Here is a 21,604-nt window from a genome sequence, read left to right on the forward strand (position 1 = left end):
AGATGCAGGACGGAACCGCGTTGAAAGCGCCCCGAATTCCGGCAGTAATCCGGGACAATATAAAGGGCATTCTGGTCTCGGCACTGGTCGCTTTGGCGGCCAAGTTCCTGTCGGAACATTACGGCGCGCCCGCGATGTTGATGGCGCTGTTGCTCGGCATCGCGATGAATTTTCTGGCCGATGACCCGCGTACCCATGCCGGGGTGCAGTTCACGGCGCGCTCGGTGCTTCGGGTCGGCGTGGCGCTTCTGGGGGTGCGCGTGAGCTGGGACATGCTGCGCGATCTGGGGCCGGGGATCATCGCCTGCGTCATCGCGGGTGTGTTCCTGACCATCGGGTTCGGCGTGCTTTTGGCGCGTCTGCTCGGTCGGGAGACGGATTTCGGCCTGTTGACCGGCGGGTCCGTGGCGATTTGCGGGGCCTCTGCGGCTATGGCAATCGCGGCGGTTCTGCCCGCGCGCGAAGACGATGAACGCGACCTGACCTTCACCGTTCTGGGCGTGACCGTGTTGTCGACGCTGGCGATGATCCTCTATCCGATCCTGTCCAACATGATGGGTTTTGACGCCAATATCGCCGGCGTGTTCCTGGGCGCGTCGATCCATGATGTGGCGCAGGTGGTCGGCGCGGGGTTTTCCCTGTCCGATGAGGCCGGTGAAATCGCCGTTCTGGTCAAACTGATCCGGGTGTCGATGTTGGCGCCGGTGGTGCTTTTGCTTGCCCTGCGCGTGCGGGCAACGATCCGGTCGGGCGAGACGAAACGCCCGCAGGTTCTGCCTGCCTTCCTGCTGGGCTTTGCCGCCTTGGCACTGCTCAATTCGCTCGGGCTGATCCCGGCGGTGGTTCAGGCCATCCTGACGGAGCTCTCGGGCTGGGCGCTTTTGATTGCCATCGCAGCAGTCGGGATCAAGACCTCTCCGCGCAACATGTTGTCGGTGGGGGGCACGGCCATTGCGATGATCGTTGCCGAGACGCTGTTCCTCGCGCTCTTCGTGATCGCCGTGGTGTCCTTCCTTTAACTGTGTGCACATCCTGAAAGTCGAAACATGACATCGAAGCCATTTTCTCTGAGGACGCGATTAAATGAATTTGCCCGTGTCGAGTTGGCACATCTGCCGACGCGGCTTGAGGCGATGCCCCGTTTGCAGGCCGAGATCGGTGGCCCGGCGCTTTGGATCAAACGCGACGATGCGACCGGGCTGTCCACCGGCGGCAACAAGGCGCGCAAGCTGGAGTTTCTGCTGGCCGAAGCGTTGGGGCAGGGGGCGGATTGTCTGGTGACCGTCGGAGCGACGCAATCGAACCATGTGCGTCAGACCGCCGCCGCCGCTGCGCGTGCGGGGCTTGATTGTTTTGCGGTGCTGGAGGACCGGGGCGTGTCCGAGAGCACGGCCTATAAGTCCAATGGCAATTACCTGCTCGACCAACTTCACGGCGCAGAGATCACCCGGCTGAAACCGGGGCAGGACGGCAAGGTCGCGATGGCGGAACTTGTCGAACGGCTTCGTGGCAAAGGACGCAAGCCCTATGCGGTGCCGGGCGGCGGGTCCAATCCCGTCGGGTCTCTGGGCTACGTGGATTGCGCGCGGGAACTGGTGCAGCAATGTCGCGACATCGGGATTGCCCCGCGCGAGATCGTGGTGGCCTCTGGCAGTGCGGGCACGCAGGCCGGGCTTTTGACCGGTTTGCGCGCGTTGGGCGACAGGACCCCGGTGCTCGGCATTGGCGTGCGCGCGCCACGCGCGGCGCAGGAGGCACGGGTGTTCGATCTTGCGGTGGCGACGGCCGATCTTCTGGGCTGTCCGGGCTGTGTCGCGCGCGACGACGTGGTGGTGGACGACACGCATATCGGGGCCGGGTACGGGCTTGCGACCGAAACCGGACTTGAAGCCATCTCGCTGTTTGCCCGGCGCGAGGCCCAGCTTCTCGATCCGGTCTATAGCGGCAAGGCGGCGGCGGGGCTGATCCATCACTGCCGGGTCGGGCGCTATGCCTCCACGGATCATGTGATTTTCCTGCACAGCGGAGGCACTGCGGGCCTGTTTGGTTATTGCGATCTCTTTGGGGGCGGAATGGGCCTCTCGTAGAGAGTTCGCAGGACCCGGCGGCTTGGGCCTGTCATCCGCTTTGCGCTCGCCGCTCTCACCTCTCGGCAGTCTCATACCGCCACGTCAGGGCCGACGCTTTCGGTCGCTGGAAAGACTGTGCTGCCGAAATGACCGCAGCGGAGGTGGCGCGTAAAGCGTCCGGAGCTTTTCCGCGGGAATAGACGGTTATACATCAGTTGAAGATTATGCTGTATAGCGAATGAAAATCGGTTATACAGCGTTTCGAACTTTTGCTGTATAAGTGCCTTATGCCTCGCTTTCACACGCCCATCGGCATCGCCGCCTATCACGATCTTCTCCGTCTCGCTCAGGATGAGCAGGTGGGAGAGATCATTGGCACACCCACGCGTGTGACCGTCAAGGGGCGGGCGTTCTGGTACGATAAATTCCGCGTCGGTTCCGATATGGCGCAGCGCTACATCGGCCCCGACAGCCCGGACCTGCGTGATCGTCTGGTACGCTTGGATGCGCTCAAGGAGGCGCGGGAGGCTCGTCGCCGCGAGCGTACACGCCTTGTCCGGCTTCTTCGCGCGGAGGGCTACACGCCCACCGATCAGACCACCGGCAGCCTGCTCAATGCCTTTGCGCGCACGGGGGTCTTTCGCCTCGGCGGGACGCTGGTGGGCACGGTCGCGTTTCGCCATTACGAGGGCGAGCTTGGCGTGGTGCTGGGCGCGGATGCTTTGGCGCAGACTGGCGATATGGACATTGCGAGTTTCGAGCGGCTCTCCTTTGCCATCGGCGACCGGGTCGAGACGCCGCTCGAAGAGGTATTCAAATCCCTGAAATTCGCGCCGAGCCCCTCGCTCGATCCGCAGCGCACCTGGCGCTGGACGCAAAGCAGCGGCGAGGCGCTGGTTGAATTCTTAATGCCCGCTCAGGGGGAAGAAAGCCTGCGCGATCTGCCTGCGCTGGGGGTGAGTGCCATGGCGCTTCGGCATCTCGATTACCTGATCGAAGATCCGATACCGGCGGTGAGTATCTATCGCTCGGGTGTACTGGTGCAAATCCCGCGTCCAGAGCGATATGCGATTCACAAACTGATTGTTGCGGAGCGGCGGCGGGAAGGGGAACGTTCAAAAACCCAAAAGGATCGCGCGCAGGCGGCGCTTCTGATCGAGGTGCTGGCCGAAACCCGTCCCGATGAGCTGCGCGAGGCCTATGAGGACGCGCTGGACCGGGGGCCGCGCTGGCGCGAGCAGATTGCGACTTCTCTAGACAAGCGCCCGGATGCGGCGGCGATCCTGACAGAGATCATGGGGTAGGGAGGTGAGCAAGGCCCGCGTTTGCCGCGACGTCATGGCGGCGCAGCTTTGTCGGTCTTTCCGGCGGCTGAGATTTGTCGTAGACTTTCCTCAGGAAAGGCGGCGCCAGAGCGCTCGGTCAAGATACCCACCCAAAAAGCAAACAGTATAACCAGCAGAGGGCAGAGGCGTGGGCATTCTTCATTCGATGATCTGCGAGACGGAGGGCATTCAGGCCATCGCGCCGGTGCAATGGCGCTCTTTCGATGATGTTTCGGATCGTGTTCAAATGGCCGAAGACTCGGATGCCGTCACGACCCGGGGGCGTCCGATGTGGTCACTGCAGAATAAGTTGGCAATCCCCTTTGACGCCATCGATTGGCGCATCCTGTTCCTGATCTTCGGCATGCTTGGCCTCTCCATGGGGATGGAGGAGACCGGCACAGCGCGGTAATCGTCGCTGTAATTGCTTGTCCCCATGTCGGCCTCCTTGCCTCAAAGTTAGGGGGCAAGGAGGCTACAAATCTAGGGGCACCTCAGAGCGACGCAAAAACGGGACAGGTCCAATATATTACGCGCCCGTTTCTCTTCCATCACTACTTTGGGTGCGCTTCATATCTCTGAACAGCTGCGATATCTTTTTCTCGGTTGCCCGGTCCGCGTGCTGCTGGCCGCGGTCTAGCCGCAACAGGATAAGCATAGCTGGCAAGAGCAAAATGAGGCACAGAAGAAAACCAATTCCCCCCAAAACATTTCTTGATTTTTCGGCAATGAGCGAGCGCATGGCTTTCCTCGACATTCCTTAAGACTTCCAAAGATTAAATTGTAATATATTGTCGCTTCGTAATCCATAGGTATACGCTTTGCGGTACCGGAGAGTGCGCTAATGGGATGAACTGCCTTCCCACCCAACCGCAGTTATAATTGCGGGGATAGGTGGAGAGAGGAGCGTATGATGGACATCAAAGTTTTGGGCATTGATCTGGGCAAGACAGTTTGCAGCCTTGCTACCCTGGTAATCCTCCCGAAACTTAGGGGGTGTTCGAAAGTAGAATTTTCTCGAATGATTAAAGAGGAGATGCTGCTGAAGGAAGCTTTGGGAAAAAATGTATGGTCCGCCCCGCGTTTGCAAGTCGCGTGGTGACGTTTTGGCTTGCGTAAATGTATCCGGCCTCTGATCAGTGGGCTGGTTTTGCCAGCCAGGCCTTGATGAGATCCGCACCACGGGTTCCAGATTAGTGGTACGGGATCGTGCCCCGTTTTTTTGCGCGTAGTTTACCCGTGGTCGATCAGCCGTTTGGTCATCACATCCTCTGCAGTCGGTCTGCGGTTGGGTGTCGGGTCATGCTGCCGCACCCTTTGTCCGCAGATGATATAAAAACATAGCATAATAAGGAAAATATTAATATATAACTATCTGTTATTATTATAATATAATTTTTATAATTGATGATATCATCAAAAACATTATAATTTTTTCACAATATTTTTTTACAGTTTATGAGGCCTCTTTTGCCATATTTTAGAATGATATCCATCGAAAATCTTGTGTCGCATCCAGCGGTTTCACCGGCCTATATCCTTTGGCTGTCAGTCGAGCCTCAGCTTAAAACTTGCCCTGTTTCGGTTCTCAAAACCGGCGAGTCTTATGAATGGTTTGGAGGTTTTCCTGGCCTTCGAACCGCAGCTTTGGGTCACGTCGAAGCCCGGGTTTTCCGTGAGCTGCCAGAAGCGTTCCTTGATGACGCATGGCGTGAAGCTGCGTCTGCTGAAGGGGTAAAAGACTACGCAAACTGGTTTCAAAAACTCCAATTGCTCTTGCCAGAGGGACAGAAGATCAAACTGTTCGGGCCACGCGGTCTGACCAAGTCGAGCGCCGCCCGGCTCGCAGGCATCACACGGCAAACACTTCATGCCGCGCTGGCGAGGTCAAAATGACCGATCTCTTGGCGGGTCTCTCTGCATCAAAACGTGACCTAGTCATCCGCCAAGCAATTTGGTTGTTATCATTGATTGGTAGCAACACTGCCGACGCGAAGACTGTCGAAAAAGCTTTGGACGCCCGCCGCATCTTCCTGCCTGAACGAGGCCCTGAAAACGGCTTGGACCACGTTCCAATCGGGGATTATCCGCTCGCGGCGATGCTCTTGGCCCGCCCGCATCAGACACGTCCGCGAGTGAATGAACTAAATCACCTGCGGGCTTGGGCGCTGGTCGCAACCTTACGGTTTTGCGCCGAAACGGGAGAAGCTGATCGTCATAGTCGAGCTGCGGCCGGACTGAGAGTTGTCCGCCGCATCACCGGGAACAAATACCCCACAGACATGCTGGGAGATTTCACTCCATTTGACAACAGCCTCTCTGCTCTCGACGCGACACTCACCAAAGCCGCAGAGAATTATGCGGCGCGCAACCCTCTCGCACTTAACAAAATTGAGCTATTACAACGTCTCATTGATTGTGCCGAAATTGTGCAAGATCCCATCGCGCGGGGAAGAGTGTCATTTCATGACCTTGGCCAGTGGATGCCAGACCTGATCGTTGACGAGACGGAAGATGTGACCACGGTCTTCGACAGCATCAGCACTGATCCCGAGGCGAGCGCAGAAGAACAAGCCGAAGACCGCGAGTTGCTCTATTATCGTTTTACCGAATTGCTGCCTCCTGCGCTGAGAGGCAAAGAGCTTGTTGCCCGACAAATCAGCCTGTTCGAGGAAGAAGAACGCGAACGAGGCTGGTCAGGGGATTTCGCGGCGCTTTCAGATCAAGAAGCACGGGCAATCTGGGAAAGGGCTCTGGCCAGTGACCACCCGGGCGCATCCGTCGCTTTGGCCAGTCTCATGTTCGGGAGATCGGTGACGGATTTGAATTGCCAGCCGACCCCCGGCGGCAGCTGGTGGGAGACGGGCGGTATTGGATTTTCTCCCGATGTGCCTCTGAGCACGGAAAAGAGTTTCGAACGCAATCGGTTCGTGATGATGCCACCCCCAGATTTGCGGCAAAGGTTCATGGCCTTACCCGATGTAGGCGACAGGCAAGAGCCTCTCAAAACATGGCTCAGCACGTTGGACATGGGACGCCCCGTCGGCCCGTCACACCTCGTCCGCGCCTTGCGTGATGGCATGCCGCGCGAGGATCCCGCCGTGATCGGCCTCCTGACGGGCCGCTCCGTGACCGATGTCGTGCAGATGTATTACACTCAGGTGCGTGTGACGCAGTTGCAAGATGTCTGGGCCAAAGCGCTGGAGGCGCGTTTCGGGGCGGATTTGGCGGTGGAAATCACCTCCCACAAGGCCAAAGTTGGCACGCTCAAAGCGCCATCTTACCCTAAGGTCAAAACCTATTTTGAGGAATTGGTCTCACTTGCAGCAACCCCGGAGCGACATCGCCATTTGGAACTGAAGGGAAAGGTTCAACACTTTGCCGATCTGTCCAACTTTTGCGCAACAGCCCTCAGTTTTCTCACCGCCCGGCGCCCCCATGGCTATGCCTTCGAACCATTCGATCAGATCATCGGTCGCAAACGTCCTCGCCTGTTCCTGACGGGCAAGGGCGGGCGTCTCGTTGACGACGGACGTTGGGTGCCGATCTGCCCGACTGCGGCACATATCATAAGGCTCTGGCGCGCGCATTGCGATGGTCTTGCAAAAACCGGACTGGCCGCCTTCCCTTCGCTTCGCAAGGCTCTGAAAGGTGCAGCAGACGGGACAGCCCCGCCGTTCTTCGCCTGGGATGGTGCGATTTCTGCGCCATCAACTCTGACGGCAGCCCAACTTTGGGAACGGGCAGGATTGCCCGCAAAACGTGGCGCGGCCAAAGCGTCCAACTGGGCACGACATTACATCCGCTCCGCCTTGGTCACGCGCAAAATCCCCGCGCATGTCATTGATGGTTTCATGGGACACGGCGGCAGCACGCGAGATCCCTTCACGCCCGTCGGGGCCATGAGCCTCGCCGAGAGCGACAGGCTGAGCGATGCCTTGGAAGACATTTGGCAAGAGCTGGGTGTGGACCTTGGGGGGCTTGGCCTATGACTGGCTTGAGGGAGGTTCTTAAGGCAAAACTTACGCCAGATCGGATCGACAGTTTGCGCCAACCGCTCTTCGCGACGGAGTTTGTGCGCGAGGTTATCAGAGATGCGGAGGCGGGCCGTGAGACGCAGCGGGAGCGCGAGTGGGCCAAGACCCGCGCAATGTGGTATCTGCTGGCAGTAGAACGTGCTTATCGGCTGAATTTTGACTTGCCGATCACCTATCGGCCCGCGCGGCCCGCCCCCCCGAGCCGCAGGATAGATTGGGCAAGGAAAGCGCAGGCCATCTTTGATCTGGCCGATCAATTGGAAGTACGCTTGATGCAACGTGGGCACAATGGCGAGGAGTTGGCTGCACTGATTGTTCTGAGCGCCATCCTCCAGGGCGCGCTTTTGCGACCTGAGGCGTGGGTAGCACTTTGGGCGGAACTCGCACGGGGGAAGGTCGAGATCAAGCGGTCTTCCGTTCTGGGCGATCTCGTGTGGATCGATCTGACGCTTGGGGAAAAGGACGAGTTCCGGTTCTATCCCGACGTCATCACGCTGAGCCTTTTGGCGCGGTGGTCGCCCTGCCCTCTCCCACCCTACCGAACCGTTTCACAGCTGCTTCGTCAGCTCGGAAAAAGTTTGAGCCTGCCCCATCCCTTGGAGGCGGATGTGCTGTCCGAGGCTGGTTTCGCCCTGTTGGAGGATGGGGCTGGTGCCAATATTCCACAGGTTCTGTTTTCAGTGGCGAGTGGGATCACAGAAGCCACCCCGGTGCCCACCACCCAATGGGAATCTTGCCTGCGGGGCAAGGTCATTGAAAGGATCACGAGCAGCAAAACACACTCCTCCGTTGCCCCAACGCAAATTCACCAGTCGTCTGCCCAAAGCGAAGCAGCCTTGGCAAAGGCCCTGCGCACCAAAAGGAAAGGCGCGCAGAAGATGACACGCGCACCGGTGGAAAAGGCCCTCTTGGATCTGTTGAGCAAAGGTCTGACCCCGATTGTGCGCGCGCGTGTCCTGTGGTTCCTCACCTTGTTGGCTCAGCGTCGTAAGGTGTCATCCCTCTGGCGCTACAATTCCGCGATCGCCGATGTGATGAGCCTCGCCTTTGAGGAATCCGATCCCGCACAGATGTTCCCCGGAGAGATCGAAACCCGTTTGAATGCGGTTCTGGAAGGGCCGCTGTCGCGCCGGGACAAAACACTCGGTGCGCGCCTGCACCAATTCTTCGATTTCACAACCACAGACCCAAGGCTCTATTGGCCTGAGCCCATTTTGGAGCTGCCACGCGTGGGTCTCAAGTCGCGTCCGCGCGCCGCCGTCATCAGCGGTGCACAAATCAGTCGCGTACTGGCGGAGGCGCAAGGCCCCATGTCGGTGGCTATCCTGATGGGCGCACGAGGCGGCCTCAGGGTTTCGGATATGGAGGCGATCTTGATCCGTGACGTGGAGCATGGACCAAACGGTGTGCTCCGCATTCACCCCACCAAAGAAGGCGACATCAAAACCGCCGCCGGGCGACGGCAGGTGCCGCTTCCCCTGTTACTGACGAGCTCGGAATTCAACACATGGCAGGCGATGACCGCCGCCCGCAGGCAAGACACGCTAAATCATGGCGCCCAGTTTTTGGGGCAGGGTCGAGGGCTCGACCAAGACATTCGTTTTGACCGCAACGCGTTTGCGCAGCTGTTGTCCGAAACTCTCGGACTCAGCCCTCATGATTTGCGCCACGGCGCACTTTCGAACCTTGCTTTGGCGCTCTTGGCTCCGGCGGCATCAAAGTCCGTGCGCAACTTCACGGGCTGGAGCGCAGCGCGGATCGAGGCCATTCGCGCCGAGTTCACCGTCCGCGACACACTTGGCGGCATGCACCAGATTGCCCGTCTGGCTGGACATCGCGAAGCGTTAACGACCTTCAAAACCTATCTGCATCTGAGCGATCTTGCCTTGGGGCTGCATATCGCTGCGCTGAAAGACCGGCGCCCTGTGGCGGTGGCGGCGCGCCTGCTTGGCCTGAATACGCGCAGTTTCAAATCCAAGCGGGATATCGCATTGGAAAACCTGCGTCCCCGCATTCTGGCCAAGTTGAGCCTTACAGAGATCAAAGCCGCAGAGGCTCGGCCTCTGCCGCCACGGATCGAGACGCCTGATCTTTCGCCGGATTTGATCCTGCATCTCTGCACCGGTTTGCAGTCTGGCACCTCAGCCTTCGAACTTGCCCAGACCTATGGCCTCCCCCTGCGTGTCTTGAATGCCCTCAATAAGTTCCCCGCGCTTCCCGCCACCCCGCGCCGCAAGCTGGATCGGATTTGGGTCAAAGCACAGATCGATAGGATGCTTATGGAGGAGGAACCCCGCGCTCTCATCGCTCTGCTCCATACCATGCCACAACATGCGATCTTTTTTAACGCAGCTGCGCCTGCAAAACGCTGGCTGAATGGTTTCGGTCGCACCATGCAGACCAAGATGCAGCTGCACCTCGCGGATCACAGGGATGCCGCAAGATGGGCCGGGTTTGAGACTCCAACGATACCCGCTCGCAGGTCGCGATTGATCCTTCAAATCACCACATCTTCGGGAACCAATGCGGTCCCTTTGCTGCATTATGTGGCGGATGTCGTGGTTCGCGTTTTGGCCGCACGAACGGCCAACAAATAGAGGTTAATATCGGGAACAGAGCGGCAACATAACGGCTAATATGTTAGGCTAAAACCTCAACAAAAAGTCGCCTGCATGTCTCTAAACAAGCTCCCTGCCGACGTCACGCTCACACGGATCGACCCCGATCTGAACATGCACCGTTTCTACCACATGGCCCTGCAGCGCGACCTCTTTGGTTACACCAGCCTCATTCGCGTGTGGGGCCGTATCGGATGCCCCGGACAGGTGCTTGTCGAAACCCATGAGAAAGAGCAGGACGCGCGGGAGGCTCTGACAGCCATCAACCATGCCAAACAAAAACGCGGATATCGGGTGAGTTAAAGCATCGCCAACTGCAATATGTCAGCGACCAAGCAAACGCTTTGCTGTTTGCATAGTCTGCGTCGGGTACAAGCGGAAATCTCCTCCTTATCACACATTTTGAGCAACTGGAGGAAGAATAGTCCAACATAAGTACACTCTTCCTAGACTTCATAAGCAGTTCACATTTATCAGGAAGATATAAAACGCGGATTGTATCTAAGAGGTCGAACGAATGTCATTGATTACCCCGGTTATTTTGTGCGGCGGCTCTGGAACACGTCTTTGGCCGCTTTCGCGCAAAAGCTACCCTAAACAATTCGTACCTCTGATCGATGAGCAAACCTTGTTCCAGGCCTCCGCCAAACGCTTGAGCGGCAATAACGGCGCATTGCGTTTTGCCGCACCCGCCGTGCTGACCGGATCTGATTTCCGTTTCATCGTCACCGAACAGCTCTCTGCCATCGGCATTGATCCCGGCGCCATCCTGATCGAACCCGAGGGCCGCAACACGGCGCCAGCTATCTTTGCCGCAGCTCTTTATCTGGCCGAAAAAGACCCCGAGGCCATCATGTTGGTCGCCCCGTCCGATCACGTGGTGCCCGATGTCAAAGCCTTCCATGACGCCATTGAAAAAGGTCTGGCGGCGATTGATGCCGGAAAGCTCGTCACCTTCGGGATCACACCGACGCATGCCGAAACCGCCTATGGCTATCTCGAACTGACCAAACAACTGGATGCCTCCGGCGCGGCTATCGATCTCAAAAAATTCGTGGAAAAACCCGATGCCGACAATGCCGCCAAGATGGTGGCTGCAGGGACCTTCCTTTGGAATGCCGGGATTTTCCTGTTCAAGGCGACGGATATCATCGCCGCCTTCAAAAAATACGCCCCCATGCTGACCGCCCCGGTGACGGAGGCCGTAGAGGCCGCGCAGGTCGATCTCGGCTTCCTGCGCCTCGCCCCGGAGGCCTGGGCCAAAGCCGAAAACATTTCCATCGACTACGCGGTGATGGAAAAGGCCGACAATCTCGCGGTCGTACCCTTTAATGGCGGCTGGTCCGATTTGGGTGGCTGGGATGCCGTCTGGCGCGAAGCAGGACCCGATGAGAACGGTGTCGTCACCTCCGGCGACGCGACCGCCATCGACTGTAAAGACAGCCTCATCCGGTCCGACAGCGACCGGCTCGAAGTGGTCGGCATCGGGCTTGAGAACATCATGGTGATCGCGATGAATGACGCGGTTCTGGTCGCCGATATGTCGCGCGCGCAGGACGTGAAAAAGGCCGTCACGGCGCTCAAGGCCAAAGGCGCAGATCAGGCCACGCATTTCCCGAAAGATCACCGCCCCTGGGGCTGGTTCGAAAGCCTCGTGGTTGGTGGGCGTTTCCAGGTGAAACGCATCCACGTCCATCCGGGTGCGGCGCTGAGCCTGCAAAGCCATTTCCATCGCTCCGAACATTGGATCGTGGTCGAGGGTACCGCACGCGTCACCGTCGATGACGAGGTGAAATTGGTGACAGAAAACCAATCTGTCTACATTCCGCTGGGTGCTGTCCACCGGATGGAAAACCCCGGAAAAGTGCCGATGGTGCTGATCGAGGTCCAAACCGGCTCCTATGTGGGCGAAGACGACATCATCCGCTATGAGGATGTCTATTCTCGCGGACAGGGCGCGAAGGGATAAGCAAGATGGCTCCCAAATTCGGCACCAGCGGTCTGCGCGGCCTTGTCACCGAGCTGACCGACGATCTCGTTGCGGAGTATGTGCATGCGTTCCTGAGCACAGTTCAGCCCAACACGCTCTATGTCGGGCAGGATTTGCGCCCCTCTTCGCCCCGGATCGCCAAGGTGATTTGCGACACGGCAAGGGCGGCGGGCGTTAATGTGATCGACTGCGGCGCGCTTGGCACGCCGGCTCTGGCGCTCTCCTCCATGGCCGCGAAAGCGCCCGCGATTATGGTCACCGGAAGCCATATTCCGGCGGATCGCAACGGCTTGAAATTCTATCTGCCCGAGGGCGAGGTCTCCAAAGCGGATGAGCTGGCGATCAATGCCGCCTATGCCGGCAAGACCCGCTACGAAGGTCCTGCGACAGGCACCTGCCGCACAGCAAAGGAGGCCGAGCCGCTCTACATCGCCCGCTATATCGACGCCTTTGGCGAGGGCGCGCTCGAAGGGCTCAAAATTGGCGTCTATCGCCATTCTTCTGTCGCCCGCGACACGATGGAAGCCATCTTCAAAGGCTTGGGGGCGGACGTCGTCCCGCTGGCCCATTCCGATACGTTCATCCCGGTGGACACCGAGGCCGTCGACCCAGAGACTCGCGACAAGCTGCGGGCCTGGTGTGTTGAAAACGGGCTGGATGCCATCGCCTCCACCGACGGAGACGCCGACCGACCGATGCTCACCGATGAGGCGGGCAAGGTCATCCCGGGCGACATCCTCGGCGTTCTGACCGCGCGTGCTCTGGACGCGAAATCTGTGGTGACGCCGGTGTCTTCCAATGACATGGTTCGGCGCCTGCCCGAGTTCGACGAGGTGATCCTGACCAAGATCGGCTCCCCCTTCGTCATCGCAGGGATGGCGGAGGCAGCCCACTCAGAGGTCGTGGGGTTCGAGGCCAACGGAGGCTTTCTTCTGGGCTTTGATGCGCTCGGAAACACGCTTGCTCCGCTGCCGACGCGCGACTGTATGCTGCCGATCCTCGCGCCACTGGTGGCAGCGCGAAAAGCCGGAACGCCTCTTTCGACCGTTGTCAGCGCCCTGCCCCCGTGTTTCACCGCCGCCGACCGTGTGCAGGACATCGACCGTGACAAGGCAAAGACCTTTCTCGACGCGCTGATCGCGGACCCCGATGCGCGCGAAGGCTTCTTCTCTCCGTTCGGCACGATCGGCTCCACCGATCTCACAGACGGTCTGCGCGTCGACTTCGCAAGCGGCGATGTGATCCACCTGCGCCCCTCCGGCAACGCTCCGGAATTCCGCATCTATGCGCAATCGAGCAGCGAGCTGGGTGCCAATGATCTGGTCAAAACCGCATTCAAATCCGTCGCGGAACAGGTTCTCTGACAAAAAGGCCAGCCGCATTATGGCTGGCCGCGCCTGAACGAATTCGACAGAGCCATTATCGATCAAGGCGGCGGTGAGCCGCCCCGTGGCATAGGCTCCGGTATCGATGGAAATAACGCCGCTCTTCTCTTGCGGCAGATCAACAATCGTATGCCCATGCACGACCCACAGACCATCCTGACGGGTCTCTTGACCAAAGGACACATGCCTCCATGTCAGGGCCTGATCCTTTTGCATTTCCATGGGCTTTGCAGGATCTGCACCAGCATGGACAATGGCCACATTCCCGCTCTGGATCCATCTTGGACGTTGCGAAAGCCAGTCCTGCAATCCGTCAGGCATAACTTCCAAAAGCCGATCCCGCGCTTTGCGCAGAGCTTCTGGCGGGCTTTGCACCCCAAGCTGGAAGCTTCCGAAACTGGCCATAGTCTGAAGCCCGCCATGACGCATCCAGCGGTTTCCGGCCTGTTCCGGGTCTCTCAGGAAAGAGAGCATCATCTCTTCGTGGTTCCCCAAGATACAAACCGTATCGGGGCGCTCTTCCTCAAGCGCGCGGAGCCGCGCCAAAACCTGCGCGCTGTGATCGCCACGGTCAATCAAATCGCCAACAAAAACCCAACGCGCGTTTGGGGCGCTGTCCTCCAGCTGTTTGATCATCGCCTCCAGACAAGACAGGTGACCGTGAATGTCCCCGACGATGGCCAAACCAGTCTCGGGAGAAGGGGGCAAACCTTCGAAACGGCGGGGGAGGGGGGCTTCAATAGGCTGGGGTTTTCGGCGAAACATGTGTCTGAGCACAGGTGGGTCATTTTGTATCTGGCGAAAGCAGGCAGCAAATATTGTGGTGCCTCAGAAATATTGCTTCTTTAGCCAAGCTTCCAGAGCCTGATGAAAACCAGCATCAATGTCCTTGCCTGAAAGCTCAATGCGCTTGCCGATCGCATCGTAATGGACGGAGATTTCTTTTGGGCTGCGTTCGGCGCGTTGCGGTTTTTCACCTGCCTTCCGGCATAGCCTCAGAAGGCAGGCAATCTCAGCCTCTGCCGTTTGAGCAGGCTGTTTCTGCAAAGCCGTCTGGATTTGATCTACAGCCAGTGAATCAGCCTGCACATATTTGGCAATCTCAAGCCCGTTCCGTTCACTGATCGCATCCGGATACCGCAAAAACATCGTCCAAGGCCTCGACCAGCACCATAAAGCTTTTGATCTTCGAACGTTTCGCGCGCGAAACATTTGCGAAAAGACTCTGAAGGGCCGCTTTAGGGTCTGAATAGACCCCTTGCTCCAGCGCTTTTACCACGATCCGGGCACGTTCATAGAAACTGATGTCGGCGCGGATTTCGTTTTCCTCGACCATGGCCACATAGGCGTCTGAGGCCGATTTAGGCTCTCTGATGATCGCAAGAACATCCTGTGTCCCGATCTCGGAAAGCGCCAGCATTCGACGCCAGCCAGAAATTAACCCATAGCGGGGAGAAGCCCCCTCACCCCGGTCGAGCACCTCCACAGGCACTTGCTGCCCCCGCGTTTTGAGGCTCGATTTCAGCGCTTCGAACTCATCCGAGCGGGCCTGAAGCCGGTCGCGCACAAGATGCCCGAGATCGATGGCGGAGAGGGGCAGCCGTTCGACGATACGACCCTCCGCGCGGGCCTTCGTGACCATCTCGGTCATTTCGGTCAAAGCGGCGCGGGCGGCGGCATCTCCGGCAACCTGCGCAATCGGGGCAGGGCGGGGCGAGGATTGCGCCACCCCCATGGGGAACATCGATTTGCTCTCCGGCGCTTTAGACACGTGTTCTGCCGGATTGGTCTCTGTTTGTGGCTCAGACAGGAAATCTACACGCGCCGGGGTCAGTCGTTTACGCTTCGCCATGGGCCGCCTCCTGTGCGTTAATTTCGTCTCGCCGCCAGCTTCCCAAAAGCAGCTTCTTGAAGGCCGCATAGGTCGCATCAAAGGTCTGGCGCCCACGGACATAGGTTTCGCGGTTGAAGTCACGGTAATCGGCCTCATAGATGCCAGAAACCTGCTCGCCAGCCTGCCCGATGAGCGCTGTGAAATCCTGACGATGGGGCGAGAGGGTTTGGACAAGATAGGCCTGCATCAGCGAGGCCAGCTCGCCCTGTTGCGCCCCGTCGCACCGGGTGATGACGGCCCGCACCGCATCCCATTCAAAGGACAGCTCCTCGCGCCCCAAAGCGCGAGCGTCCATGTTTTCGCCCTCCTCAATCGACTGGAAGGTCGAATGCAGCATGTCGAAAAATCGCCCTGTGGAGTCGAATCCCAAGAAAGACGCGCCGAGCGGCACCAGAAGGATGTCAGCGGCGGCCAGACCGTTGATCGTCAGGTAACCAAGGGCAGGGGGGGGGTATCGAGGAAGATGACGTCATAGTCATCGAGCACCCCTTCGGCCTCCAGCACCTCCGTAAGCGCATCCCAAAGCTTCCAGCCGCGCCCTGCATCCGCCAGACCGGGATCTGGAATTCGGACCAGTAGAGATTGAGCTGAGCCCCGTTCAGATCGATATTGGGCCAGTGGGTGGTCTGGATGACATCCCGCGTTTTGATCTTAAGCGCCTCTGTGAGCGTCTCGTCGAGCGGCACAAGCGCCTCGCCCCGGTCCAAACGACTTTGGTTGGCCTGACGTTGGTGCGTGGCGTAATGGCGGGCGAGCAGAGGGAAAACCGTGTCCCATTCATCGGCGACCGTGCCGCCGAAAATTGAGGTCATGGAGCCCTGACTGTCCAGATCGACCACCAGAACCTTGTAGCCATCGAGCGCGGCCGACATCGCCTTTGAAATTCGCCACGGCGACCAGTTTCGCAGGCAGGTCTTTCGGACGGTAGGGCAGGTATTCTTTGCTCTTCGAGCCTTCGGCGGCGAAATGGGCGCGCAGACGTAGAACCGATTTCAATCGGGGGCAATTCAAACAGGGCAGGGTCAGATATGACAGGCGCCGTCATCTCGGCAGGGGGGCTTTTGCCCGACAGGCATCCGCAGGTGGATTTTTTCCTCTGCGATATTTTCGATGCGATCCCGAAAGACGATCTGGCGACGATGGAACACCCGGTGTTTTCGCTGTCGATCCGACCGGACCTGCGCATTCTGAGCTATGGACATAACGGTGCGCCGATCGAGGTGACCTCGGGCTTCGGTCTGATCGAGAGCTGGGAGATTGTGCGCAAGACCCGTGGCGGGCGGATGGTGAGCGTGGCCGTGACGCTGTCGGACTGGCTCTACCGGGTGGTGTTGTCGAAATCCGTCCTGACGCTGAGCCGGGACATGAGCGCAGCCAATCACCTGCCCGATTACGAGATGAGCGAGGAGGAGGGGGATATCATCCGCTTCACCTCGCGGGCCCGTGTTCTGGAGGGCGAAGGGCCGCAACTGCCGCCGCTTAAGTCCCGCGTGCTGAAGCGTGCCCGCGACATGGCGCCTGGCTGGGACGTCTATGCGCTTGAGGCCGACTGGCGCGCCTATTGGGCGGCGTCCGGCAAGCCGAAACTGCATTCGGCGGAACAGGCATTTCTGGGCTTTGTGAAGATGCGCGTGGTAAAATAACGACGTTTGTCTTGTGTCTATGCTTATTTCGTCACCCAAGTCGTTCTCTTTTTTATAGGCGGCATTTGTTATTGCAAGTGCGGCAAGAAACTTTCACTTTCCGCAGTGTAAAGTGTGAGTTAAGCCAAAGCAGAGTGAGGTATTGAGGATATGATTGAAAATTTAGCAATTTCGGGCGTTTACCTCATCACGCCGCCGCGTTTTGGCGACCATCGCGGGTTCTTTTCGGAAAGCTGGAACAAGAAAAAACTGACGGAAGCCGGGCTCGACCTACCCGAATTCGTGCAGGACAATCATTCGCTCTCGCGCGAAGTCGGCACGGTGCGGGGCCTGCATTTCCAAAGCCCGCCGCATGCACAGGGCAAGCTTGTCCGTTGTGGCCGCGGGCGGATTTTCGATGTGGCCGTGGATGCGCGCAAGGGCTCCGAGACCTATGGTCAATGGGTGGGGGAGGAACTGTCGTTCGAGAATGGCAAACAGCTTTGGATTCCGGCGGGCTTCTTGCATGGCTTCATGACGCTCGAGCCGGATAGCGAGATCGTCTACAAATGCACCGATCACTATGCGCCGGAGTGCGACGGGGCGGTGAAATGGGACAGCTGCGGCATCGACTGGCCGCTTGAGGGGATCACGCCGGTGATCTCGGAAAAGGATGAGAAGGCGCAGGATTTTGCGGCCTTCGAGACGCCTTTCACGAAGGACAACACATGAAGATTTTGGTGACGGGCGGGGCAGGGTTCATTGGCTCTGCCGTGGTGCGGCTTGCGGTGTCGCGGGGTCATGAGGTGGTCAATGTCGATGCGCTGACCTATGCGGCCTGTCTCGACAATGTGGCCTCTGTCTCGGATAGCCCGCTCTATGCGTTCGAGCAGGTGGATATCCGTGATCGGGCCGGATTGGACACTGTTTTTGCCAAACACAAACCCGATGCGGTGATGCATCTGGCGGCCGAAAGCCATGTGGACCGCTCCATCGATGGGCCGGGCGATTTCATCGAGACGAATATCACCGGCACGTTCAACATGCTGGAGGCGGCGCGCAAATACTGGGTCGAGACGGGCAAACCGGAGAGCTTCCGCTTTCACCACATTTCAACGGATGAGGTGTTTGGCTCGCTGCCCAACGATCCGGCGATCAAGTTTACCGAAGACACGCCCTACGATCCGCGTTCGCCCTATTCGGCCTCGAAAGCCAGCTCGGACCATCTGGTGCGGGCCTGGCACGAAACCTATGGGCTGCCGGTGGTTCTGACCAATTGTTCGAACAATTACGGCCCGTTCCACTTCCCCGAAAAACTGATCCCGGTGATCATCCTCAACGCTCTGGCGGGCAAGCCCCTGCCGATTTACGGCGACGGGTCCAACATTCGCGACTGGCTCTATGTCGAGGATCATGCCGATGCGCTTTTGCTGGTGGTCGAAAAGGGCGAGATCGGGCGGAGCTACAATATTGGCGGCGAGAACGAGCGGACGAACCTTGAACTGGTGAAAACGCTCTGTGCCATTCTCGATGAAAAAAGACCCAAATCCAGTGGAAGTTACGCCGATCAGATCACCTTTGTGACGGATCGTCCGGGCCATGATGCGCGCTATGCCATCGACCCGTCGCGCATCCGCGAAGAGCTTGGCTGGCGGCCGTCCGTGACAGTCGAAGAGGGGCTGGCGCAGACGGTGGCGTGGTATCTCGACAATGAGGACTGGTGGCGCGCGCTTCAGGACCGGCATGGGGTTGGGGAACGGTTGGGGGTCAAGGCATGATCCTCGTTTTTGGCAAAACCGGTCAGGTGGCGATGGAGCTGCAAATGCTTCTGCCCGAGGCCACATTCCTTGGGCGCGATGAGGCGGATTTGACCGATCCAATGGTATGTGGCCGGATCATCCGCAATCTCAAGCCTGAGGCTGTGATCAACGCGGCTGCCTATACCGCAGTGGACAAAGCGGAAAGCGAGCCGCTTGAGGCTACGCTCATCAATGCCGCGGCGCCCACCGAGATGGCGGAGACCTGCGCCGATCTGGGCATTCCTTTCGTGCATATCTCGACCGATTACGTGTTCGACGGGGCAGGCGATATGCCTTTCACCCCGGATCACCCCACGGGTCCGCTGGGCGTTTATGGTGAGACCAAGCTTGAGGGTGAGAATGGCGTCCGAGAGGCCGGTGGTGCCTTCGCGATCCTGCGCACCTCCTGGGTGTTCTCGGCTCATGGCGGGAACTTTGTCAAAACCATGCTGCGGCTTTCCGAGACTCGCGACAAGCTCTCGGTCGTGGCCGATCAGATCGGTGGCCCAACGCCCGCGCGCGACATCGCGAGAGCCTGTGTGACCATCGCGGAACGGCTCAAAACAGATCCGAACACAGCCGGAACCTATCATTTCTCCGGCGCGCCGGATGTAAGCTGGGCGGATTTCGCCCGCGAGATTTTCGCGCAGGCCGGCAAGGCGATGGCGGTCGAAGACATTCCGACCTCGGCCTATCCGACGCCCGCGAAACGCCCGGGCAACAGCCGCATGGATTGCAGCACGACGGAAACCACATTCGGGATCGAACGCCCGGACTGGAAGGCCGGATTGGCCGAGGTTCTTAAAGAGTTGGAGACGGCATCATGACTGACCGCAAAGGCATTATCCTCGCAGGCGGCTCCGGCACGCGGCTTTATCCGCTGACCATGGCGGTGTCGAAACAGCTCATGCCGATCTACGACAAGCCGATGATCTACTATCCGCTCTCCGTGCTGATGCTTTCGGGCATTCGCGAGATCGCGATGATCACCACGCCGCAGGATCAGGATCAGTTCAAACGCCTTCTGGGCGATGGCTCGCAATGGGGCCTGAGCCTGACCTACATCACCCAGCCCTCGCCCGATGGTCTGGCGCAGGCCTACCTTCTTGCCGAAGACTTCCTCGATGGGGCGCCCTCCGCGATGGTTCTGGGCGACAATATTTTCTTTGGTCATGGCTTGCCGGAGATGTTGGCCGAGGCCGATGCCAAAGAGGTCGGCGGGACCGTGTTCGGCTATCACGTCGCCGATCCCGAGCGTTACGGTGTCGTGAAATTCGATCGCGAGGGTACGGTCGAAGAGATCATCGAGAAGCCCGAAGTGCCGCCGTCGAATTACGCGGTCACCGGGCTTTATTTCCTCGATGGCGATGCGCCGCGCAGGGCAAAAGAAGTCCGGCCTTCGCCGCGTGGCGAGTTGGAAATCGTGACACTGCTTGAAAGCTATCTTGCCGATGGCACGCTCTCGGTGGAGCGGATGGGGCGTGGCTACGCCTGGCTCGACACCGGCACGCATGGCTCGCTTCTGGATGCTGGCAACTTCGTGCGTACGCTCTCGATGAGGCAGGGCATGCAATCGGGTTGTCCCGAAGAAATTGCCTATCAAAGGGGCTGGATCGATACCGATAAAATGCGTGAGCACGCAGAAACGTTCAAGAAAACGGAATATGGCAGATATCTCGCGAATCTGTTGAAATATTCCGAGGAATAGTCGTTGTTTAGTGCACCCATCTCATTTGCCAAAGAACGTGTCCTTCAGAACGATAGCAGGAGAAATGGCTAAGTATGAAATATTGGAGACTTGCCCCCGAGACGAATGACCTTTTGACGCTAGATTTTTTACGTTTCGTCGCCTCATTGGGGATCGTTTACTACCATTTCAATGAATTTTTCTTTTCTCCGGAACAAAGGCAACACATCATCAGCTCCCAAGGGTTTGGTATGTTTGTCGATCTCTTTTTTATAATTTCTGGTTTTGTTCTTACCTATGCTTACTTAGGACGTATTAATTCGTTTGGCAGCTACTTAAAATTTCTGTGGCGCCGAGTTGCGCGCTTGTACCCTCTACATTTGGTGGTGCTTGCTATCAACATAGGGGTTTGGTGGATTCTGTTATCGCGCGCGAGCGCCGCAACGGCCCCGTCTTTTGATCCTGTTTGTATTTTGCACACAGCACTGCTCATTCAAGAATATTTAGACTGTGGCTCGCCCTATACGTTCAACGGTGTGACGTGGTCGATAAGCATCGAAATGGGCCTCTACGTTCTATTTCCGATATTTGTACTCTTAGCACGCTCGATCTGGTTGTTGATCAGTTGCGTCTGTGTGTTTTTCATTATCGCGGGTGTGATGCTTGGGGACACAGATGGTTGGGGCCATTTGCCCAGCATGCTTCGTGGACTGGTGGGTTTCACTTTCGGTGTCTTCCTATTCCGTATTCGTAAACATTTGCCGAATTTGAAAGACAAGGGCATTGTCAGCATCATTCTTGTTCTCCTTCTGGTTTTCGAGATGCTGACACCAACATCCAGCTGGATGCGGATGGCTACGATCATCGCTTTGGCGATCACGTCTGCCGCAAGTGACGTTCATGGGAACATTAATGGTGTGATCAGATGGCTGGCTCCCTTTGGTCAGCTGACTTATTCAATGTATATTTGGCACCGAGTCATCATTCTTGTTTTCATGAATGCTGTTGCGGACAAGATGTTTCACGGTAATCAAGCTGTTCTGATTGCCATGACAATCGTGTCCATTGTCGTAATTGGCCTGACCAGTTATGTTGGATATTTTCTGATAGAAACTCCGGCGCGCAGGGCCCTAACGAATATCACTAGATCTCGGAACAAACAGTGAAGCAGAGGACGC

General features: G+C 58.1%; 20 protein-coding genes and 2 pseudogenes. 17 read left to right on the plus strand and 5 right to left on the minus strand.

Features of this window, described 5'->3' with window-relative positions; translation table 11 throughout:
* The first annotated feature begins 2 nt into the window (after window positions 1-2).
* From V1475_RS19750 to V1475_RS19765, 4 genes are all read left to right on the plus strand, one after another.
* The gene (locus tag V1475_RS19750) at window positions 3-1,019 is read left to right on the plus strand and encodes a YeiH family protein (protein WP_434291195.1); all 1,017 of its coding nucleotides are present in this window, start codon (window positions 3-5) and stop codon (window positions 1,017-1,019) included.
* 27 nt (window positions 1,020-1,046) lie between these two features.
* Window positions 1,047-2,087, plus strand: a complete 1,041-nt coding sequence (cuyA, locus tag V1475_RS19755; protein WP_479414189.1) for a D-cysteate sulfo-lyase — start codon at window positions 1,047-1,049, stop codon at window positions 2,085-2,087.
* Between the two features lie 269 nt (window positions 2,088-2,356).
* Entirely contained in the window at window positions 2,357-3,373 is a 1,017-nt protein-coding gene (locus V1475_RS19760) for a nucleotidyltransferase family protein (protein WP_479414190.1), read from the plus strand.
* A gap of 169 nt (window positions 3,374-3,542) precedes the next feature.
* Window positions 3,543-3,806 (plus strand): hypothetical protein, encoded by a 264-nt coding sequence (locus V1475_RS19765; RefSeq protein ID WP_479414191.1) that lies wholly within the window; start codon window positions 3,543-3,545, stop codon window positions 3,804-3,806.
* 117 nt (window positions 3,807-3,923) lie between these two features.
* Here the strand turns inward: V1475_RS19765 and V1475_RS19770 are convergent, their stop codons facing one another.
* Window positions 3,924-4,136, minus strand: a complete 213-nt coding sequence (locus V1475_RS19770) for a hypothetical protein (RefSeq protein WP_479414192.1) — start codon at window positions 4,134-4,136, stop codon at window positions 3,924-3,926.
* 168 nt (window positions 4,137-4,304) lie between these two features.
* On the opposite strand from V1475_RS19770, the gene V1475_RS19775 reads away from it, so the two are divergent.
* From V1475_RS19775 to V1475_RS19805, 7 genes are all read left to right on the plus strand, one after another.
* Entirely contained in the window at window positions 4,305-4,496 is a 192-nt protein-coding gene (locus V1475_RS19775) for a hypothetical protein (RefSeq protein WP_479414193.1), read from the plus strand.
* Window positions 4,497-4,879: 383 nt separating this feature from the next.
* Complete coding sequence (locus V1475_RS19780; protein ID WP_479414194.1) at window positions 4,880-5,290, plus strand: hypothetical protein; 411 nt, start codon at window positions 4,880-4,882, stop codon at window positions 5,288-5,290.
* Window positions 5,287-7,386 (plus strand): hypothetical protein, encoded by a 2,100-nt coding sequence (locus V1475_RS19785; protein WP_479414195.1) that lies wholly within the window; start codon window positions 5,287-5,289, stop codon window positions 7,384-7,386. The genes V1475_RS19780 and V1475_RS19785 overlap by 4 nt, the downstream gene beginning before the upstream one ends.
* Window positions 7,383-10,028, plus strand: coding sequence for a hypothetical protein (locus V1475_RS19790; RefSeq protein ID WP_479414196.1), 2,646 nt, complete (start codon window positions 7,383-7,385; stop codon window positions 10,026-10,028). Before V1475_RS19785 ends, V1475_RS19790 begins: the two co-directional genes overlap by 4 nt.
* 75 nt (window positions 10,029-10,103) lie before the next feature.
* Complete coding sequence (locus V1475_RS19795; RefSeq protein ID WP_479414197.1) at window positions 10,104-10,352, plus strand: WGR domain-containing protein; 249 nt, start codon at window positions 10,104-10,106, stop codon at window positions 10,350-10,352.
* Between the two features lie 214 nt (window positions 10,353-10,566).
* Window positions 10,567-12,018: a mannose-1-phosphate guanylyltransferase/mannose-6-phosphate isomerase gene (locus V1475_RS19800; RefSeq protein WP_479414198.1), complete on the plus strand. Its 1,452-nt coding sequence runs from the start codon at window positions 10,567-10,569 to the stop codon at window positions 12,016-12,018.
* A gap of 5 nt (window positions 12,019-12,023) precedes the next feature.
* Window positions 12,024-13,403 (plus strand): phosphomannomutase, encoded by a 1,380-nt coding sequence (locus V1475_RS19805; protein WP_479414199.1) that lies wholly within the window; start codon window positions 12,024-12,026, stop codon window positions 13,401-13,403.
* Window positions 13,404-13,610: 207 nt separating this feature from the next.
* Here the strand turns inward: V1475_RS19805 and V1475_RS19810 are convergent.
* The 4 genes and pseudogenes from V1475_RS19810 to V1475_RS19825 form a co-directional block, all read right to left on the minus strand.
* Window positions 13,611-14,189, minus strand: a pseudogene (locus V1475_RS19810) (metallophosphoesterase); the annotation flags it as partial.
* A gap of 63 nt (window positions 14,190-14,252) precedes the next feature.
* A complete protein-coding gene (locus tag V1475_RS19815) occupies window positions 14,253-14,573 on the minus strand; it encodes a hypothetical protein (protein ID WP_479414200.1) in 321 nt (106 codons plus the stop codon).
* On the minus strand, window positions 14,542-15,276 hold the full coding sequence (locus tag V1475_RS19820) for a ParB/RepB/Spo0J family partition protein (RefSeq protein ID WP_479414201.1): 735 nt from the start codon (window positions 15,274-15,276) through the stop codon (window positions 14,542-14,544). Before V1475_RS19820 ends, V1475_RS19815 begins: the two co-directional genes overlap by 32 nt.
* Window positions 15,263-16,314: pseudogene (locus V1475_RS19825) on the minus strand (ParA family protein); the annotation flags it as partial. The gene V1475_RS19820 and the pseudogene V1475_RS19825, both read right to left, overlap by 14 nt.
* 32 nt (window positions 16,315-16,346) lie before the next feature.
* On the opposite strand from V1475_RS19825, the gene V1475_RS19830 reads away from it, so the two are divergent.
* The 6 genes from V1475_RS19830 to V1475_RS19855 all read left to right on the plus strand — a co-directional run bounded on the left by V1475_RS19830 (window position 16,347) and on the right by V1475_RS19855 (window position 21,592).
* On the plus strand, window positions 16,347-16,961 hold the full coding sequence (locus V1475_RS19830; protein WP_479414202.1) for a replication initiator protein A: 615 nt from the start codon (window positions 16,347-16,349) through the stop codon (window positions 16,959-16,961).
* A gap of 150 nt (window positions 16,962-17,111) precedes the next feature.
* Window positions 17,112-17,672, plus strand: a complete 561-nt coding sequence (gene rfbC, locus V1475_RS19835) for a dTDP-4-dehydrorhamnose 3,5-epimerase (protein WP_479414203.1) — start codon at window positions 17,112-17,114, stop codon at window positions 17,670-17,672.
* The gene (rfbB, locus tag V1475_RS19840; protein WP_479414204.1) at window positions 17,669-18,718 is read left to right on the plus strand and encodes a dTDP-glucose 4,6-dehydratase; all 1,050 of its coding nucleotides are present in this window, start codon (window positions 17,669-17,671) and stop codon (window positions 18,716-18,718) included. The genes rfbC and rfbB overlap by 4 nt, the downstream gene beginning before the upstream one ends.
* Window positions 18,715-19,566: a dTDP-4-dehydrorhamnose reductase gene (rfbD, locus tag V1475_RS19845; RefSeq protein WP_479414205.1), complete on the plus strand. Its 852-nt coding sequence runs from the start codon at window positions 18,715-18,717 to the stop codon at window positions 19,564-19,566. The genes rfbB and rfbD overlap by 4 nt, the downstream gene beginning before the upstream one ends.
* Window positions 19,563-20,447, plus strand: a complete 885-nt coding sequence (rfbA, locus tag V1475_RS19850; RefSeq protein ID WP_479414206.1) for a glucose-1-phosphate thymidylyltransferase RfbA — start codon at window positions 19,563-19,565, stop codon at window positions 20,445-20,447. Before rfbD ends, rfbA begins: the two co-directional genes overlap by 4 nt.
* 74 nt (window positions 20,448-20,521) lie before the next feature.
* Window positions 20,522-21,592 (plus strand): acyltransferase family protein, encoded by a 1,071-nt coding sequence (locus V1475_RS19855; protein WP_479414207.1) that lies wholly within the window; start codon window positions 20,522-20,524, stop codon window positions 21,590-21,592.
* Window positions 21,593-21,604 lie beyond the last annotated feature (12 nt).

The sequence above is a fragment of the Celeribacter sp. SCSIO 80838 genome, from assembly GCF_056498065.1.